20 protein-coding genes and 1 pseudogene are annotated in these 16,970 nt (G+C 62.9%); 16 read left to right on the top strand and 5 right to left on the bottom strand.

Annotated features, from left to right (window positions below):
• Positions 1-15: 15 nt before the first annotated feature.
• Positions 16-462, top strand: coding sequence for a YbaY family lipoprotein (locus ACZZZP_RS01850; protein ID WP_463381621.1), 447 nt, complete (start codon positions 16-18; stop codon positions 460-462).
• On the top strand, positions 459-1,112 hold the full coding sequence (locus tag ACZZZP_RS01845) for a class I SAM-dependent methyltransferase (RefSeq protein WP_463381620.1): 654 nt from the start codon (positions 459-461) through the stop codon (positions 1,110-1,112). Before ACZZZP_RS01850 ends, ACZZZP_RS01845 begins: the two co-directional genes overlap by 4 nt.
• Here ACZZZP_RS01845 and ACZZZP_RS01840 read toward each other — a convergent pair.
• Complete coding sequence (locus tag ACZZZP_RS01840) at positions 1,109-1,813, bottom strand: hypothetical protein (protein WP_463536212.1); 705 nt, start codon at positions 1,811-1,813, stop codon at positions 1,109-1,111. The genes ACZZZP_RS01845 and ACZZZP_RS01840 overlap by 4 nt on opposite strands.
• Before the next feature lie 172 nt (positions 1,814-1,985).
• Entirely contained in the window at positions 1,986-2,567 is a 582-nt protein-coding gene (locus ACZZZP_RS01835) for a nucleotidyltransferase family protein (RefSeq protein WP_463381618.1), read from the bottom strand.
• Positions 2,568-2,701: 134 nt separating this feature from the next.
• On the opposite strand from ACZZZP_RS01835, the gene ACZZZP_RS01830 reads away from it, so the two are divergent.
• A complete protein-coding gene (locus ACZZZP_RS01830; protein WP_463381617.1) occupies positions 2,702-3,718 on the top strand; it encodes an XdhC family protein in 1,017 nt (338 codons plus the stop codon).
• Between the two features lie 126 nt (positions 3,719-3,844).
• Complete coding sequence (gene trxA, locus ACZZZP_RS01825) at positions 3,845-4,717, top strand: thioredoxin (RefSeq protein WP_463381616.1); 873 nt, start codon at positions 3,845-3,847, stop codon at positions 4,715-4,717.
• A gap of 10 nt (positions 4,718-4,727) precedes the next feature.
• On the opposite strand, the gene ACZZZP_RS01820 is transcribed toward trxA, so the two are convergent.
• The gene (locus ACZZZP_RS01820; RefSeq protein ID WP_463381615.1) at positions 4,728-5,078 is read right to left on the bottom strand and encodes a hypothetical protein; all 351 of its coding nucleotides are present in this window, start codon (positions 5,076-5,078) and stop codon (positions 4,728-4,730) included.
• Between the two features lie 129 nt (positions 5,079-5,207).
• Between ACZZZP_RS01820 and ACZZZP_RS01815 the strand changes: the two genes are divergently transcribed.
• The 7 genes from ACZZZP_RS01815 to ACZZZP_RS01785 all read left to right on the top strand — a co-directional run bounded on the left by ACZZZP_RS01815 (position 5,208) and on the right by ACZZZP_RS01785 (position 10,180).
• Positions 5,208-5,831, top strand: a complete 624-nt coding sequence (locus tag ACZZZP_RS01815; protein WP_463536211.1) for a DUF2796 domain-containing protein — start codon at positions 5,208-5,210, stop codon at positions 5,829-5,831.
• A 99-nt stretch (positions 5,832-5,930) separates the two neighbouring features.
• Positions 5,931-6,641, top strand: coding sequence for an ABC transporter ATP-binding protein (locus ACZZZP_RS01810; RefSeq protein ID WP_463381613.1), 711 nt, complete (start codon positions 5,931-5,933; stop codon positions 6,639-6,641).
• A gap of 1 nt (position 6,642) precedes the next feature.
• Entirely contained in the window at positions 6,643-7,908 is a 1,266-nt protein-coding gene (locus ACZZZP_RS01805) for an ABC transporter permease (protein WP_463381612.1), read from the top strand.
• A gap of 33 nt (positions 7,909-7,941) precedes the next feature.
• Positions 7,942-8,472: a DUF3299 domain-containing protein gene (locus ACZZZP_RS01800; protein ID WP_463381611.1), complete on the top strand. Its 531-nt coding sequence runs from the start codon at positions 7,942-7,944 to the stop codon at positions 8,470-8,472.
• 126 nt (positions 8,473-8,598) lie between these two features.
• On the top strand, positions 8,599-9,282 hold the full coding sequence (locus ACZZZP_RS01795; RefSeq protein WP_463381610.1) for an OmpW/AlkL family protein: 684 nt from the start codon (positions 8,599-8,601) through the stop codon (positions 9,280-9,282).
• A 170-nt stretch (positions 9,283-9,452) separates the two neighbouring features.
• On the top strand, positions 9,453-9,782 hold the full coding sequence (locus ACZZZP_RS01790; RefSeq protein ID WP_463381609.1) for a type II toxin-antitoxin system RelE/ParE family toxin: 330 nt from the start codon (positions 9,453-9,455) through the stop codon (positions 9,780-9,782).
• A gap of 113 nt (positions 9,783-9,895) precedes the next feature.
• On the top strand, positions 9,896-10,180 hold the full coding sequence (locus ACZZZP_RS01785) for a helix-turn-helix domain-containing protein (RefSeq protein WP_463381608.1): 285 nt from the start codon (positions 9,896-9,898) through the stop codon (positions 10,178-10,180).
• Between the two features lie 179 nt (positions 10,181-10,359).
• On the opposite strand, the gene ACZZZP_RS01780 is transcribed toward ACZZZP_RS01785, so the two are convergent.
• Positions 10,360-11,637, bottom strand: coding sequence for an acetyl-CoA C-acetyltransferase (locus ACZZZP_RS01780; RefSeq protein ID WP_463381607.1), 1,278 nt, complete (start codon positions 11,635-11,637; stop codon positions 10,360-10,362).
• A 169-nt stretch (positions 11,638-11,806) separates the two neighbouring features.
• Here ACZZZP_RS01780 and ACZZZP_RS01775 point away from each other — a divergent pair, with 169 nt between their 5' ends.
• Positions 11,807-13,159 carry a 3-oxoacyl-ACP reductase gene (locus ACZZZP_RS01775; protein WP_463381606.1) on the top strand — a complete coding sequence of 451 codons (1,353 nt, stop codon included), beginning with the start codon at positions 11,807-11,809 and terminating at the stop codon, positions 13,157-13,159.
• A 10-nt stretch (positions 13,160-13,169) separates the two neighbouring features.
• On the opposite strand, the gene ACZZZP_RS01770 is transcribed toward ACZZZP_RS01775, so the two are convergent.
• Entirely contained in the window at positions 13,170-14,165 is a 996-nt protein-coding gene (locus ACZZZP_RS01770; protein WP_463381605.1) for an AraC family transcriptional regulator, read from the bottom strand.
• A 184-nt stretch (positions 14,166-14,349) separates the two neighbouring features.
• Here ACZZZP_RS01770 and ACZZZP_RS01765 point away from each other — a divergent pair.
• The 4 genes and pseudogenes from ACZZZP_RS01765 to ACZZZP_RS01750 all read left to right on the top strand — a co-directional run bounded on the left by ACZZZP_RS01765 (position 14,350) and on the right by ACZZZP_RS01750 (position 16,930).
• Positions 14,350-15,200 (top strand): annotated as a pseudogene (locus ACZZZP_RS01765) (MaoC family dehydratase).
• A 39-nt stretch (positions 15,201-15,239) separates the two neighbouring features.
• A complete protein-coding gene (locus ACZZZP_RS01760) occupies positions 15,240-15,545 on the top strand; it encodes a nucleotide pyrophosphohydrolase (RefSeq protein WP_122493460.1) in 306 nt (101 codons plus the stop codon).
• Positions 15,542-16,291: a methyltransferase domain-containing protein gene (locus tag ACZZZP_RS01755; RefSeq protein ID WP_463536210.1), complete on the top strand. Its 750-nt coding sequence runs from the start codon at positions 15,542-15,544 to the stop codon at positions 16,289-16,291. The genes ACZZZP_RS01760 and ACZZZP_RS01755 overlap by 4 nt, the downstream gene beginning before the upstream one ends.
• A 36-nt stretch (positions 16,292-16,327) precedes the next feature.
• Positions 16,328-16,930, top strand: coding sequence for a DUF4136 domain-containing protein (locus ACZZZP_RS01750; protein WP_463381602.1), 603 nt, complete (start codon positions 16,328-16,330; stop codon positions 16,928-16,930).
• Positions 16,931-16,970 lie beyond the last annotated feature (40 nt).

Here is a 16,970-nt window from a genome sequence, read left to right as displayed (position 1 = left end):
CTGATGGAATTCTCTATGTTTCGCCCATTCGTTCTGCTTTGTGCCTTCTCGCTGCTCGCCGCCTGCGCCAGCGAAACCCCGACGCCCGTCGTTGCGCCCGTCGCCAGCAAACCCGCCGCCGCACCGGCTCCCGAACCGGCGCCGCTGCCTGCCAACCTGCGCGAGCTGACCGGCAATCTGGTGGACGTTCCCGCTGGCGCCAACGTTGAACTGGCGTTGCTGGTGATCGACGAACGCGACCGCCCGCAACAGCTTTTGGGCAATATCAGCGTGCAGGGCACCGGCCGCTTGCTGCCGTTCCACCTGCCGTTCAACCCCGACTCTTTCCCGGCCGATGCGCGCGTTGAACTGCATGGCCGCGTGACCCAGTCGGCGCAGTTGATCCTGCGCCTGAATCCGCTGCGCATCACCTCGCCCAGCACCCAACAGGTCGGCAATCTGCGTTTCGAAACCGCACCATGACGCCACCGCTTGACCTGCAAGCAGCGTTGAGCGAATTGCTTGGCGATGCGCAGTTGGTGGCCGAAACCTTGCCCGGCACCGACCTGCGTTTATGGCTGATTGACGCCAACAACATGGACCGCGCCTTCAGCCCCGAAGAAACCCGCCGCATTCTCGAAGACCCGCCCTACTGGTGCTTTTGCTGGGCCAGCGGCTTGGTGCTGGCGCGCTATTTCGCCGAGCACCCCGAGTGGGTGGCCGGTAAACGGGTGTTGGATTTCGGAGCCGGCTCGGGCGTTGCCGCCATCGCGGCGGCCAAGGCTGGCGCGGTGGAGGTGGTGGCGTGCGATCTCGATCCGGTGGCCCTGGCCGCGTGCCGTGCCAATGCTGAACTCAACGGCGTGTCGCTGACGTATTCGGAAGACTTCTTTGCCGAGCGGGACCGCTTCGATTTGATCATCGTCGCCGACGTGCTGTACGACCGCGCCAACCTGCCCTTGCTTGACCACTTTCTGAGTCGCGGCCGCGAAGCGTTGGTTGCCGACTCACGCGTGCGCGACTTCAATCACCCGCTGTACCGGCGCCTGGATATTCTCGAAGCCTGCACCTGGCCGGATCTGGCCGAGCCGGAAGAGTTTCGCTACGTCAGCCTTTACCACGCTGCCCGTTAGCGGCCGTGGCTGGCGAATTGCGGTACCAAGCTGTTCGCCCCGTACGCCGGCAGCCACAACCAACCGCTCACGCCGAGCATCAGTAGCACCAGCAGCGCCGCCAGAAACGGTGTGCTGTTGAGCGCGGCGCGGTAACGGGTTGGCACCACGGTGGGCATGTGCCGTTGTTGCAGCGTGAGCCAGATGGCGGGGGCGATACACAAGGTGGAAACCGTAGCGGTGAGCAAGCCCGCAACCAAGGCGCCGGCTTCGGTAGCAGAAAGCGGCCCCGCTCCCAGCGTGCCGGCGACCAATAGCGCCGCTAACGCGCCGTAGCGCCAACGCTGCAGCAGCTCGACAGCGCTGCAATTAGCCAGGCGCGACAACGACAGCGGGCTGTCTGGCTGGCGGCCGTCCAACGCCACTACGATCAGCGCGAACAGGCGTTGCTTGGCCCACCAGGAACCGCCGACCACGGCGAGCGCGACGGCAAACGCGGACGGGCCCGCATTCACTTCGAACAACGCAAAAAAACCCAGCAGCGCCAGCGCATCCAGCGCGAGCGCAAGCCCGACCGCCATGGCCAGCGCCGCAGAGGTTCGCGACGCCCGCCAGGCGGCGAGGCCCAACACCACCGCAAGCACGCCAGCGAGCCCGCCATCACCAATGGCGTAGTTGCGCCAAAACAGCCCGACGGCATCGGCGTAAAGCGCGCCTGCCACGACGACACACGCCGCCAGTAGCACCGCTGCCTTTCCCAGGCCAACAAAATTGAAAACGCGAGGTGTCGTGGCAATCATGCCGGAAGGTCCAAAACAGGGCGCCTGGATGCCGGAGAAACCGAGCGTCTGCGCAGATGACGCGCAGTCTAAGAACACGAATGTGAAGAACGTGTTAAAGCGCCATCAAGGCGTGCGGCGTATCGACATCGCGCAGGATGCCGGCATCGTCCACGGCAACCCGACGCAACGCTTGAGCATTGGCCTGCACCACGACTTTCGCACCGTTGTCGCCCGTTAGCTGCAAGAGCTGTGACCAGAAGGTGCGACCGAAAATAACCGGGTGGCCGGGCTCCCCGTTAAACGTCGGCACGATGATCCGTTGCGGATCGGCCTGCGCCAGCAGGTGACGGAACGTGCCGGGCTGAATCCATGGCATGTCGCCCAGCAGAATGGCGACGGCATCGGCATCGCTGGTTTGCATCAAGGCCGCGACGCCGTCGGCCAGGCTGTGGCCCATGCCGCTGGCCGCCGATGCGCTGAATACGGTCCTGATAGCCGTCGGCAGTTGAAACCGCGACACGTCGTCATCACCGCGCAGCACCAGCCACAGCTCGCTCAGGTGCTCAGCAGCGGCATCAACGCTGGCGGCTAATAGCGGCTGCCCGGAGGGCAACACGGCCTGGCGCTTGTCGGCGCCGAAGCGTTTCGACTGGCCGGCGGCGAGCATCAGCCCGACAACGTTCGACGGTTTCATGCAAGGGACACCACGATTGGGACGCGCCGAGCATATCGCAGCGCGCGTTGGTTGGCCGCTGGCGGCGAGCTTTAGATCGAACGGATCCGCCCCACACCGCTCATAACTTCGAGAGCACTTTCAAGGGCGCGAGCATGCAATCGCTGGACATTCAGGTATGCCGCCAGGCGCGCGCGTGGTTAGCCCAAGGGCGCGGCGTGTGGTTATGCACGGTGCTAAATACCTTTGGCTCGGCGCCACGTGGGCCCGGCGCGATGTTGGTCGCGCTGAGTTCCGGCGAGCTCAAAGGCTCGCTTTCCGGCGGCTGCGTAGAGGAAGACTTTCTCGCGCGATTGTGCGCGGGCGGCTTCGATGCAGTGAACCAAGTGGTGCGCTATGGCGACGGCGGCCTGGCGCCGACACGCGCCCTGCCCTGCGGCGGCGTGCTGGATATTCTGCTCGAACACCTGCCCGCCGATGCCCAGGCCGATGAGCACCTGGCGGCGCTGGAAGGCGCGTTGGAGGGCGGCGAACTGCTCACCCGAGTGGTCACGCTGGGCGGCCAGCAGCGCTATTTGGCCTCGGGCAACATGGGCCAGCCACGGGTGCAACAACTCGGGGTTCAGGTGCATATCCGAGTGGGTGCGGTGCAGCGTTTGCTGCTGGCGGGTTGGTCGCCGGTGGCGGAGTACTGCGCCAGTTTTGCCCTGGCGTTGGGCTTTGAAGTAGTGCTGTGCGAGCCGCGTGCCGAGGTGTTGGAAGGTGTGTCGCTGCCAGGCGTTGAAGTGGTGGAGATGCTGCCCGCGCTGTACATCGCCAACGGCGGCTGCCACCGCGCGACGGCGGTGGTGGCCCTCACGCACGACCCGCGTCTGGACGACCTTACGCTCATGGAAGCGGTGCGCACCGAGGCGTTTTATATCGGCGCCATGGGCTCACAGCGCACCAGTGGCAAGCGGCGCGAGCGGCTGGCGCGCGTGGGCGGCCTGACCGACCCGGCGCTGCAACGGGTGCATGCGCCTATTGGTCTGCACCTGGGCAGCAAGACGCCTGCGGAAATCGCCCTGGCTGTCATGGCCGACATTCTGCGCGTAGCCAACGGCGTGACGGCCGCTCAACTGGCCGCCAGCCTGACGCCGCGCGGGCTTGGGCGTGAGGCGGTGAACGCCTGATGCGTTGACTGCAACTGATCAACCTGAGCGCCCCTGGTTTTCAGCGAGGGGCGTCCCCACCTATAGTTGACGCCCGATGCGGGAAGCGATTCCGGCATTACCCACTTTCGCGTTTCGAGACTAAGCATGAGCCAGGACACGCCCTATATTTTCGACGTCAGCACGGCCAACTTCGACCAGCTGGTGATCCAGAATTCGTTCCACAAGCCGGTGTTGGTGGACTTCTGGGCCGAGTGGTGCGCGCCGTGCAAAGCCTTGATGCCAATGCTGGCGCAGATTGCCGAGGGCTATCGCGGCGAGCTGCTGCTGGCCAAGGTGAACTGCGACCTGGAGCCCGACGTGGTCGCCCGCTTCGGCATTCGCAGCCTGCCGACGGTGGTGCTGTTCAAGAATGGTCAGCCGGTTGATGGCTTTCAAGGTGCGCAGCCGGAATCGGCGATTCGCGCCATTCTCCAGCCCCACGTGGCGGAGCCGGCGCCGCTGGCCGCTGACCCGTTTGAAACCGCACAGGCGCTGTTCGCCGAAGGGCGCATTGGCGATGCGGAAAATCTGCTGCGCGAAATTCTTGCCGCCGACAGCGAAAAGCCAGCCGCGCTGATTCTGTATGCCCGCTGCCTGGCGGAGCGCGGTGAGTTGGACGAAGCGCAAACCGTGCTGGATGCGGTCAAGGGCGACAGCCACAAGCAAGACCTGGCCAGCGCCCGCGCGCAGCTGACGTTCTTGCGCCAAGCCGCCGAACTTCCAGACGCCGCCGCGCTGAAGGCGCGCTTGGCACAGAACGCCGAAGATGATGAGGCGATTTATCAGCTGGCGATTCAGCAACTGGCGCGCCAGCAATACGAGCCGGCACTCGAGGCGCTGATGAAGCTGTTCGTGCGTAATCGCAACTATGGCGATGGCGTGCCGCACAAGACGTTGTTGCAAGTGTTCGACTTGCTGGGCAACGACAATCCGCTGGTCACGCTGTTCCGCCGCAAGCTGTATCAGGCGCTGTATTAACCGTCGCGCCTCAGCCCACCCAGCGATACACCGGCGCGTCTGCGCCGGCTTCCACCGCTACCAGCGCCGAATGCCGCAAGCGCACCAGCAAACGCTTGGCTGCGCTGGCATTGCCGGTTAAGACCTGCAACTCGCCCAGCAATGTGGGGCCATCGATACTGCCGGCGCTGCGCACCAACTCCTGTACTACCAACCATTGTTTGTCGTCTGGCGGGTGGGCCGCTGCCGTCGCGACGGGTTTGGCTTGCTCGGCCACGGGCTGAACGGGCAAATGGGCGGCGAGTTGCGCCCAGTCTTGCGAATCCAGCTCCAGCGTCAGATCGACCGGCCACGCGCCGATTGTTCCTTTGATACGCACCATCCCACGCCCTCCGACAAAAGTGCGGCCATGCTCCCACGGGTGCCGTCGTTCTCCAAGCAGGCTAGGCAAGCGGCAATTTGAGTTATAACATAACATCTCAATTCAGCCGTTTTGCCGGAGTTTCCCTTCATGCGCCGTTTGCTGCTCGCTCTGCCGTTTGCCCTGTTGCCGCTGGCTATCGCTCAAGCCGCAGACAGTCATGATGATCATGTTGAAGAGCACGCCAGCCTCGGCACCCACGAACACGGTGTTGGCCGTTTGAACGCGGCGCTGGATGGCAACACGCTGGAGTTGGAGCTGGAAAACCCGTCGATGAACCTCGTGGGGTTCGAGCACGTTGCCAAAGTGGCCGTGGACCAAGCCACCGTCGCCGCCGCGCGGGCGGATCTGGAAAAACCCCTGAGCCTGTTCGGCCTGCCGGCGGCGGCAAAATGCAGCGTGACCTCCGTGAAGCTGCACAGCCCGTTATTCGGCGACAAGCCAGATGCCGACGACGAAGACCACGACCACGACCACGACCACGACGAGCATGCCGCCGGTGATGGCGATGAACATGAGCACGAACACCACCACAGCGAAATTCACGCCAGCTATCAACTGAACTGCGCCGCCCCGCAAGCCCTGACCAGCCTCGACCTTGCGCCGCTGTTCAAACGCTTCCCCTCGCTGCATCAGGTTCAAGCACAATTGATCGGCCCGAACGGCCAGCAAGGCGCGGAACTCAGCGAAAAAAGCCCACGCCTGAACTTCTGATTCGGCCGCGCTCTAACAGCCAGCGGTCGCCGCCCGCCCCCATGCACATGAGGGCGGGCGGCTTCGATTTCGCCCCACGTCCCTTAAAGATGCCCGCCCATGACAGCGCCTCTTCTGCTCCTTCGTGACCTCGGTTTCGCCTGGCCTGGCCAAGCAGAATTACTCGATATTCCGGCCTTTCACCTCGCCCCCGGTGAAACTTTGTTTCTCAAAGGCCCGAGCGGCAGCGGCAAAACCACGCTGCTGGGTTTGCTCGGCGGTGTGCAGAAACCCAGTCGCGGCAGCATCACGTTATTGGGGCAGGAGCTGACCGAGCTGTCGGCCGGCGCCCGCGATCATTTCCGCGTCGACCACACCGGCTACATCTTTCAGCAATTCAACCTGCTGCCGTTTCTGTCGGTACGCGAAAACGTTGAATTGCCGTGCCACTTTTCCAAACTGCGCACTAAGCGCGCCAAGCAGCGCCACGGCAGCGTGCACCAGGCCGCCGGCGCGCTCTTGGCGCATTTGGGGTTGAAGGATGAACTGCTTGAGCGGCGCGCCGATTCGCTGTCCATCGGGCAGCAACAACGGGTGGCGGCAGCGCGCGCCTTGATCGGCCAACCGGAACTGGTAATTGCCGACGAACCCACCTCCGCACTGGATGCCGATGCCCGCGAGGCGTTCTTGCAGCTGCTGTTTGCCGAATGCCGCGCGGCCGGTTCCAGCCTGTTATTTGTCAGCCACGACCAAAGCCTGGCGCCGTTGTTTGACCGCCACTTGTCCCTGGCTGAACTCAATCGCGCGGCCTCGCCCGCTGCGGAGGTTTGAGATGTATTTGTTCCGCCTCGCCATGGCCAGCCTGGCCAACCGCCGCTTTACCGCCCTGCTCACCGTATTCGCCATCGCCCTGTCGGTGTGCTTGCTGCTAGCCGTTGAGCGCGTGCGCACCGAAGCGCGCGCCAGTTTCGCCAGCACCATCAGCGGCACCGATCTGGTCGTGGGCGCGCGTTCTGGCTCAATCAACTTGCTGCTGTATTCGGTGTTTCGCATCGGCAACGCCACCAACAACATTCGCTGGGACAGCTTCGAACACTTCGCCAACAGCAAACAGGTGAAGTGGGCCATTCCCATGTCGCTCGGCGACTCGCACCGCGGCTACCGCGTGATGGGCACCACCGGCGCGTACTTCGAGCATTACCACTATGGCCGCGGCCAGGCGCTGCAGTTGGCCAGCGGCCGTGCGTTCGACACCGACCCGTTCGAAGTGGTGCTCGGCGCCGAAGTAGCCGAGGCGCTGAAGTACAAACTGGGCGAAAAAATCGTGCTGGCCCATGGCGTGGCCAGCATCAGCCTGGTCAAACACGACGACAAACCGTTCACCGTCGTCGGCATTTTGCAGCGCACCGGCACGCCGGTAGACCGTACCTTGCACATCAGCCTCGGCGGTATGGAAGCGCTGCACATCGACTGGAAAAACGGCGTGCCGGCGCGTGGTGCCGGGCGCATCAGCGCCGACCAGGCGCGCAACATGGACCTCACACCGCAAGCGATCACCGCCTTTATGCTCGGCCTGAACAACAAAATCGCCACGTTCAGCATGCAGCGCGAAATCAATGAATTTCGCGGCGAGCCGCTGCTGGCGATCCTGCCGGGCGTGGCGCTGCAAGAGTTGTGGAGCTTGATGGGCACGGCTGAAAAAGCGTTATTTGTGGTGTCGCTGTTCGTGGTGATTACCGGCCTGATCGGCATGCTCACAGCCATTCTTACCAGCCTGAACGAGCGCCGTCGGGAAATGGCGATTCTCCGTTCAGTCGGTGCGCGGCCTTGGCATATCGCCAGTTTGCTGGTGCTCGAAGCCTTCGCTCTGGCATGCTCCGGCGTCGTGCTCGGCACGCTGTTGCTGTACGTTGGCATCGGCGCTGCGCAAGGCTACGTGCAGGCCAACTACGGCATCTTTCTGCCACTGGCCCTGCCGAGTGCTTATGAATGGACGCTGCTGGGTGGCATTCTCGGCGCCGCGCTGCTGATGGGCGCGATTCCAGCCTGGCGTGCGTACCGACAATCGCTGGCTGATGGCCTGTCCATCCGCGTGTAGCTCAACCCTTGTAACCGTTTAAGGATTCCGACCATGTTGCGCCCGTTCTTCACCGCCCTGCTGCTGGCGCCGCTGCTCACGCTCAGCGCCTGGGCCGCCGATGTGCGCGAACTCACTTGGTCGGAAATGGTGCCGCCCGACGCCCCGGTTGCCACCCAGCCGGCCGCGCCCATGCACGATTTGTCTCAGCTCGCCGATGCACTGGCCGCCGAGCAGGCACCGGCGGCCAAACAGCAATCGCCCGCCGCGCCGGTGGTGCCAGCGCTGGATGGCCAGCAGGTGAAATTGCCGGGCTATATCGTGCCCCTGGAAGTCAGCGAAGAAGGCCGCGTGACCGAGTTTCTGCTGGTGCCCTATTTCGGCGCCTGCATCCATGTGCCGCCACCGCCTTCCAACCAGATCGTGCACGTGACCAGCGAGCTGGGCGTGCTGATGGACGCGCTGTATCAGCCGTTTTGGGTCGAAGGCCCCTTGCAAGTGAAGAACAGCACCAGCGAGCTGGCCGACGCGGGTTACCAGATGGACGCGAGCAAAATCTATCCGTATGAAACACCCGATAGCTGAGTAGGCCTCGTCTCAAAACGCACCCGACAAGGCGTGCATCAATTCATTGTCCCAAATCAAGATAGCCAGCTACGCATCCTTCGATACTGACGCCATTCAAACGTTAGTCACGAAGGAGTACTCCCCATGTCCAAGGCCCTGTTCGCCGCCTCTTTGCTGGCGGTCGCGCTGATCTCCCCGGTAGCTCATGCCTACGAGGCCGGCGACATCATTCTGCGCGCTGGCGCCATTACCGTTGACCCGCACGAAAACAGCGGCCGTATCGATCATTCGGTGCTTGGCAAGGTCGACGGCAGCAAGGCCACCCTCGATAGCAACACGCAGCTGGGCCTGAACTTCGCCTACATGGTTACCCCGCAACTCGGCATCGAATTGCTCGCAGCTACCCCGTTCAGCCACGACGTCGGCGTGAAAGGCATGCCCGGCGCCTTCGCAGGCCTGAACGGCAAACTCGGCAGCCTGAAACATCTGCCGCCCACCTTGAGCCTTGTGTACTACCCGATGGAGAGCAAGTCTGCGTTCCAGCCTTACGTTGGCGCCGGCATCAACTACACCTGGTTTTTCGACGACAAACTCAGCAGCGAAGCCGAAAGCAAAGGCTTCAGTGGTCTGGACATGAAAGATTCGTGGGGCCTGGCAGGCCAAGTCGGTATGGACTACATGCTGACCGACAAAATCATGCTCAACGCCCAAGTGCGCTACATCGACATCGACACCACCGGCACCACCCACCTGGCCGGCGACAAAGTGAAGGTTGATGTCAACGTCGACCCATGGGTTTACATGGTGGGTCTTGGCTACAAGTTCTGATCACCGCAATACGAAAAAAGGCGCCTCGACAGGCGCCTTTTTGTTTGCTGCTGCTTACAGCGCCAGGTTCGGAGTTGCTCTTATATCAAAAGAGATATAGTTTGAGCAGCCTGGCCGCTGTTAGCTACCGCGATTTTTTGTCGGAAGCCTCAGGCGACTAGGGAACAGTGATGAGCGGCAACGCACTGAAGAGAATCGAGTGGATCGGCAGTAGCTTGGAAGATCTTCGGGATTTTCCCCAAACGGCAATAAAGCGAGCTGGCTACCAGTTGCAGGGTTTGCAGGAGGGCATAGAGCCAGACGACTGGAAACCGATGAAGTCTGTGGGGCCGGGCGCGCAAGAGATCCGGATATCATGTGAGGAAGGTGCGTTTCGCGTCTTTTATGTGGTCAACCGGCCGGAAGCGATCTACGTATTGCATGCCTTCCGGAAAACTTCCCAGAAAACGGAAAGGCGCGATATTGAACTAGCCAAGGCCAGATACAAATCGCTGAGGTAGCCGAAGGCCCTCACTCGCTCCTTTTCGACTCCAACGAGTAAGCAGCGGGTTGGCTGGCAAAGACTTATCCATTATTAGAAGCCAAACGAAAAATAGTCCTGCGAGGAAAAGACATGGCAAACGAACACGCCACCAGCGTCTGGGATGCGTTGGTTGATACCCCAGAAGAAGCCGAGAACCTGAGGCTTCGCTCCCAACTGATGAGAGCTATCTCTAGCGTTGTGAAAGGTTGGCAGTTGCCTCAAACGGAAGCGGCTGCTCGGCTGAACGTAACGCAGCCAAGACTGAACGATCTGCTGAAAGGAAAAATCGATAAATTTTCGTTGGATGCCTTAGTAAACATGTTGGCAGGCGCCGACTTGGAACTTGAGGTCAGCATCAGCAACAAGGCCGCTTAGTAGACCGAACGCCAGCCATTTTTAGCGGGCCGCCCTGTCGATGGGCCGCCCCTTTTCCTTGGCCGGAACAGGCAAAAAAAAGCGGCACCGCCAAGGCGATGCCGCTGCTCTTACGGGGAAGAGAATCACGGAGTTGCTACATCCTGCCCGCGCGCTGAATTGCGCGAGCAGGGGTTAGATCACTTCTCGATGATTGCAGTCACACCCTGCCCGCCAGCGGCACAAATCGAAATCAAGCCGCGCCCGCTTTCAGCCACCGAAAGCAGCTTCGCCAAGTTAGCGACGATGCGCCCGCCAGTGGCCGCGAACGGATGGCCGGCCGCCAACGAGCTGCCCTTCACGTTCATTTTGCTGCGATCAATCGAGCCCAACGGCGCGTCCAGGCCGAGGCGGGTTTTGCAGTACTCGGCGTCTTCCCAGGCTTTGAGCGTGCACAGCACCTGCGCGGCAAAGGCTTCGTGAATTTCGTAGTAATCGAAGTCCTGCAAGGTCAGGCCGTTGCGTTTGAGCAGACGTGGCACGGCGTACACCGGCGCCATCAGCAGCCCTTCTTTGCCGTCGACGAAATCCACCGCCGCCGCTTCGCCGTCACGGAAGTACGCAAGAATCGGCAACCCGCGCGCCTTGGCCCACTCCTCGCTGGCCAGCAGCACCACCGAGGCGCCGTCGGTGAGTGGTGTCGAGTTGGCGGCGGTTAGGGTGCCGCGCGGGCCTTTCTCGAATACCGGTTTCAGGGTCGAGAGTTTTTCCAGATTGATGTCGGCGCGCAGGTTCTGGTCGCGGGTCAGGCCCAGGTACGGCGTAAGCAAATCGTCTTGCCAGCCTTCGGCGTACGCGGCGGCCAGCTTCTGGTGACTGGCGACGGCGAGCTGGTCTTGTTCGTCGCGCGGGATCGACCAGGTTTGCGCCATCAGTTCGCAATGTTCGCCCATCGACAGGCCCGTGCGCGGCTCACCATTGCGCGGAATATGCGGCGCCAGGTGATGCGGGCGAATCTGCAGCAGCGCTTTGACTTTCTCGCCCGTGCTCTTGGCGCGGTTGGCTTGCAGCAGAATTTTGCGCAGGCCTTCGTTGACGCCGATCGGCGCATCGGAGGTGGTGTCCACGCCGCCGGCAATCGCGCTATCGATCTGCCCCAAGGCAATTTTGTTGGCCACCAGAATCGCTGCTTCCAGGCCGGTGCCGCAGGCTTGCTGAATGTCATAAGCCGGCGTTTGCGGCGCCAGGCGCGAGCCCAGCACGCACTCGCGGGTCAGGTTGAAGTCGCGCGAATGCTTGAGCACCGCGCCAGCCACCACCTCACCGATGATCTCGCCGTGCAGTTTGTAACGCTCGATCAAACCTTCCAGGGCAGCGGTGAGCATTTCCTGGTTACTGGTGGTGGCGTACACGGTGTTGGAACGGGCGAAGGGAATACGGTTGCCGCCGACAATGGCGACCCGGCGCAGCTGGGTCATGTGAGACTCCTTGAGAAAAACCTGGTCACAAGCTACGCCAAGACTAGCTTGCCCGGACGTTGTCGCATTGGCCGCCTTGCCAGTGCCGCAAGCGGCGCGGTCAATTGCGCGCGCTGTCGGTCTGCGTAGAGTGAGCCTACATTTGATTCTCCTGCTGGAGCTTTCTGCCATGTCTGATCGTTACCTGAACTTCGCCAATTCCCCCACCGGTCGCCGCCTGGTCGGTGCCCTCGGCCTGCCGTCGCCGGTGCGGCTGGAGCGCTGGACGGCCGGGCGCATGCGGCCGGTCGACGGGGCGCTGCTGATCAGTGGCGGCGTGTTGGCCGAAGCCACCAGCACCTTTCTCAACCGTCTCACCGATCAGGCTTTTGCCAGCGAAGACGGCCTGTTCGGCCTGAGCCGCTGGACCGCCGAACACGGCCCCAAGCTCAAAGCGCTGGTGTTCGACGCCAGCGCCATCACCTCGGCCGATGAGTTGAAACAGCTGCGTGCGTTTTTCCAGCCGGCGCTCAAAGGGCTTGATATGTGTCCGCGCGTGGTCGTGCTGGGGCGTGCGCCGGAGTCGCTAAAGGACCCGTTCGCCGCCAGCGCCCAGCGTTCACTCGAAGGTTTCACCCGCTCGCTCGGCAAGGAAGTTCGCCGGGGCGGCAGCGTGCAATTGCTGTATGTGAGCAAGGGCGCCGAAAACCAGTTGGAAGGCGCGCTGCGGTTTTTCCTGTCGCCTAAAAGCGCTTACGTCTCCGGGCAAGTGGTGCGCCTGAATGCCAACAGCGCTCAGGTGAACGACTGGAGCCGCCCGCTCGGCGGCAAAACGGCTTTGGTGACCGGCGCCAGCCGTGGCATTGGCGCCTCCATCGCAGAAACCTTGGCCCGCGACGGCGCCAGCGTGCTGTTGCTGGATGTGCCAGCCATGAAAGAAGCGCTCGACGCCCTCGCTGCCCGCCTCGGTGGGCGCAGCGTGGCGCTGGATATCTGCGCGCCGGACGCCGCCGAACACTTGCTCGCGGCCTTGCCCGATGGTGTCGATATCGTCGTGCACAACGCCGGCATTACCCGCGATAAAACCCTCGCAAAAATGAGCGACGCGTTCTGGGATTCGGTCATCGACGTTAACCTGCGCGCCCCGGAAATTCTCACCAAAGCCCTGCTTGATGGCGGCAAGCTCAACGACAACGGCCGCGTCGTGCTGCTCGCCTCCATCAGCGGCATCGCCGGCAACATGGGCCAGAGCAACTATGCAGTGAGCAAGGCTGGGCTAATCGGTTTGGCGGCGGCCTGGGCGCCGGCTCTGGCCAAGCGCGGCATCAGCATCAACGCCGTGGCGCCGGGCTTTATCGAAACGCAGATGACCGCGGCCATTCCGCTGACCATTCGCGAAGCCGGGCGGCGTATGAACTCGATGGGCCAAGGCGGCTTGCCGCAGGATGTCGCCGAGGCCGTGGCCTGGTTTGCCCAGCCCACCAGCGGCGGCGTAAGTGGGCAGGTGCTGCGCGTGTGCGGGCAGAGTTTGCTCGGCGCGTGACCTGGCAGGATCAGGACTTGCCGCGCTTTCTGAACTCAACGGGGGTTTCGCCAACCCAGCGTTTGAAGGCGCGGTAGAAGGTGCTGGGTTCGGAAAAACCGGTGCGTTCGACGATCACTTCGATGCGCTCGTCAGTCTTGAGCAGCAGCTCTTTTGCCAGCCGGCAGCGGTAGTCGGTCACCAGGTCGTTAAAGCGCACGCCGGCCATGGCCAGGCGTTCGCGCAGGCGGCGCGGCGGCATATTCAGGCGGCCGGCCACTTGCTCAAGCGTGGCGCCGCTGTCGACCAGCAACTCGCCGATCAACTCGCGCACCTGGCGCACCAAATCCAGCCGCTCCACTTCGGCCAACTGCCGGCGCGCCAGCGACTCGTGCATACGCAGCAGTTCGGGCGCAGCGTGGCGGGATGCGTGGTTCAGCAAGTCGGCATCAAATTGCAGCGCGTAGCGGTCGGCGCCCAATTGCGCCGGGCAACCGTACACCTCGAGGTAACGGCTGGGCGCGGCGCCTTCGCTGTGGATAAGTTGCACCAGGCGCGGCTTGAACTGGCCTTCGGTAAGCGCGGCAAACAGGCGGATCACCGCGCCGGCGAGCATTTCGGGGAAGTGCCGGGGCACGCCGGCCGGCATGCCCAGCTCCAGCGTCGCGAGGTCGCCGTCAACGTCCAGGCGTGCGTTAAGGGTGTCCGAGAGTAAGCGCACGTAGCGCAAGGCGTGGCGCAGGCCGTCGCCGAAGGTTTCGCTGGAGAGAAACAGGTATTCCAGCAACAGACCGTGGAAGGCAGGCAGGTGCTGGGCCAGGTACAGGCCGACATCGTCTTCGCCACATTCTTCGCTGGCGGCTTTCCAGAACAACGCCTGCGCCGAATGGGGAAAGCGCCCGGCAGGCAAACCACCAGGCGGCAACCCGACCCGCGCCAGCACCCGATCAGGATCGGTTCCGCTGGCCCGCAGGGCGTCGATCACCGGGCGCATCAGCGCCACATCGTCGGTCAGATCACGCGTCATTTTAGGATTCTTATAGGTTCGTGAGGCGCGGCCATCTTAGGCAGTTTTGCCCCGCAGGCTCAAGGCCGCACATTTGCCGATTGGCTGGCCTGCCGGCTGCTCGGGCCGAGCGGCCAATGTGGCACGGCGTTGGCAGTCTAAGCTGCTGGCATTCGCGGTTTTTGTGAAAATCAGGAGGATGCTTATGACCACCACGTGGCTCGACCTACCCGCCACCCCAGCCCTGCCGGGCTTGTTCGCGCGTGCCGCCGTGCGTCGGGGCGTGCGTGGGCAGACCTTGCCGGACCTGGGTTTGCGCTGCGCCGTAAACGTGGAGGCGAAGAAACTTGGGCGGTATCGCCAGCTCTGCGGCCTCAACGACGACGGCCATTTGCCGCCCGTTTATCCACACATCCTGGCGTTTCCCTTGCAAATGCAGCTGCTGACCGACAGCAGCTTTCCGTTTCCCTTGCTCGGCCTGGTGCATCTGGAAAACCGCATCCGTGGCGTGCGGCCTTTGGGCGGCATGGGGCCGTTTATTGCCAGCGTGCATGTAGAAAATCTGCAGCCACACGAAAAAGGCGCCGTGTTCAGCCTGGTCACTCGCCTGGAAGACCAGCTCGGCCTGCTGTGGGAAGGCGACAGCCGCATCCTCTGCCGTGGGGTAAAACTGTCGGGGCAGCCGGCTGAACGCAGCGAAGAAATTACCTTGCCGTTGGAAGACATTGCCCACTGGCAAGCGCCCGCCGACATCGGCCGCCGCTACGCCGCCGTGGCGGGCGATTACAACCCGATTCACCTGTCAGCCCTGAGCGCCAAGCTGTTCGGCTTCCCGCGCGCCATCGCACATGGCTTATGGAACAAGGGGCGCGCCCTGGCCGCGCTCGGCGAGCGTTTGCCGGCCTCCGGCTATGTGGTGGATGTGCGCTTTCAAAACCAGTGCTGCTGCCCAGCGCCGTCACCCTGCAAGCGAGCAACCCGGCCAGCAGCGGCCAGTTCAAGCTGGTGGGCAACCACGACGTGCCGCACATGAGCGGTAGCTGGCGACTGATCTAGCCCCATGAAACAATGCGGCCCTTCTGCCCGGAGCGCCGCATGAACCTCGACGAACTCACCACCCGCCTGCACGCCATTCGTGACGCCAACGACTGGCGCGGTTTCCACAGCCCGAAAAACCTGGCCATGGCCGCCAGTGTGGAAATGGCGGAACTGGTGGAAATTTTTCAATGGTTAAGCGAGGACGAGTCGCGCCAGCTTCCGGCTGAAAAACTCGCTCATGCCGGCCAGGAAATCGGCGACGTCGTGCTGTATCTGCTGCTGATGTGCAGCGAACTCGGCCTCGATATGAACGAGGTGGTGCGCGCCAAGCTTGCCGACAACGAACGGCGGTTCGCCAAATGAGTGATCGCCATTTCGACGAACTGGCCACCCGCTTCGCCGAGAAAATTTATGGCGGCGCGAAAGGGGCCATTCGCCTGGCCGTGCTCCAGGCTGACCTGGCCGAAGCGCTGCCCGACCGCCCGTTGCGTGTTCTGGATATCGGCGCCGGGCTTGGCCATATGTCGTTGTGGCTGGCTGAACGGGGCCACCACGTAACCGTGACCGAACCGGCAGAACCGATGCTGCAAGGCGCCCGCGAACGCTTCGCCGCAGCGGGTGTACCGGCCGAATTCATCCAGGCGCCATGGCAAGACTTGCTCGGTCAACTCACCGACCGCTACGACCTCGTGGTGTGCCACGCCGTGTTGGAGTGGCTCGCCGAGCCCCATGCCATTCTGCCGGTGCTGCACCAGCTCACGGCGCCGGGCGGCTGGCTGTCGCTGGCCTTCTACAACAAAGACGCGTTGATCTACCGCAACTTGCTCAAAGGCCATTTCCGCAAATTGCGCAAAGAAGAATTCGCCGGCGAGAAACAAAGCCTCACGCCGCAGATGCCGCTGGACCCACGCGAACTGGCGACGCAACTCGCCACGGCTTGGCGAGTCGAAAGCCAGAGCGGCGTGCGGGGTTTTCACGACTACATGCCCAGCGACTTTCAGCACAAAGCGCAGTTGCTCGACCTGCTGGAAATGGAACTGGCTCACCGTCGCCATCCAAGTTTCATGGGCCTCGGCCGCTACCTGCATTGGATTTGCCGCCCGCTGTAACGAGGCGGCGCTGCCGTAAAAAATGAGGAGCGCATGATGAACTGCCGTTTGCTTCTGCTGACCTGCTGCCTGGGCCTGGCGGCTTGCCAAAGCCAAAACCCCTACACCGCCACGTCCAACCCCCTGCCCCCGGCGCCTGCAGCGGCGCAAACCCTCGACCTGAGTGCTTATCCAGCGGCACCTCGTGATTACGGGCGCTACCAAACGTGGGCATGGGAGAACGGGCGCTTGCCCGGCGGTACGGCTGGCGCCACGCCGGAGCAAATGGCCGACATTCTCAGCAATAGCCTGGACCAACGCGGCCTGCGTCCGGCTCGCCAGGGCGCCGCGGCCGATGTGCAAGTGCGCGCAGACGTACGTGTCGAGCGGCGTCTGCGCCAGGAGCGCGACGACTACGGCTCGTATTACGGGCGCGGGCCCTATGGCAACAATTACGGCGGTGTGTATGGCAGCGTTCCGGTCATGCGCACTTACGAAGAAGAGGTGCAGGTGGTGCGCATCGAGCTGATCGATGCGCGCAACCACCAAAGCATCTGGAATGGCAGCGCCGAAACCGCCCACCGTGGCAGCCAGAGCGAGCGCGTAGACGCGTTGCGCTCAGCCGTGAACAAAGCCCTCAGCGCGTATCCGCCTCGCTGAGTCATCACTACACTTCAGCGCAGCACCCGCGCTTTGAAGG

Source organism: Pseudomonas sp. AC211 (assembly GCF_979258055.1).
This window is presented reverse-complemented; position numbering and strand designations above follow the sequence as displayed.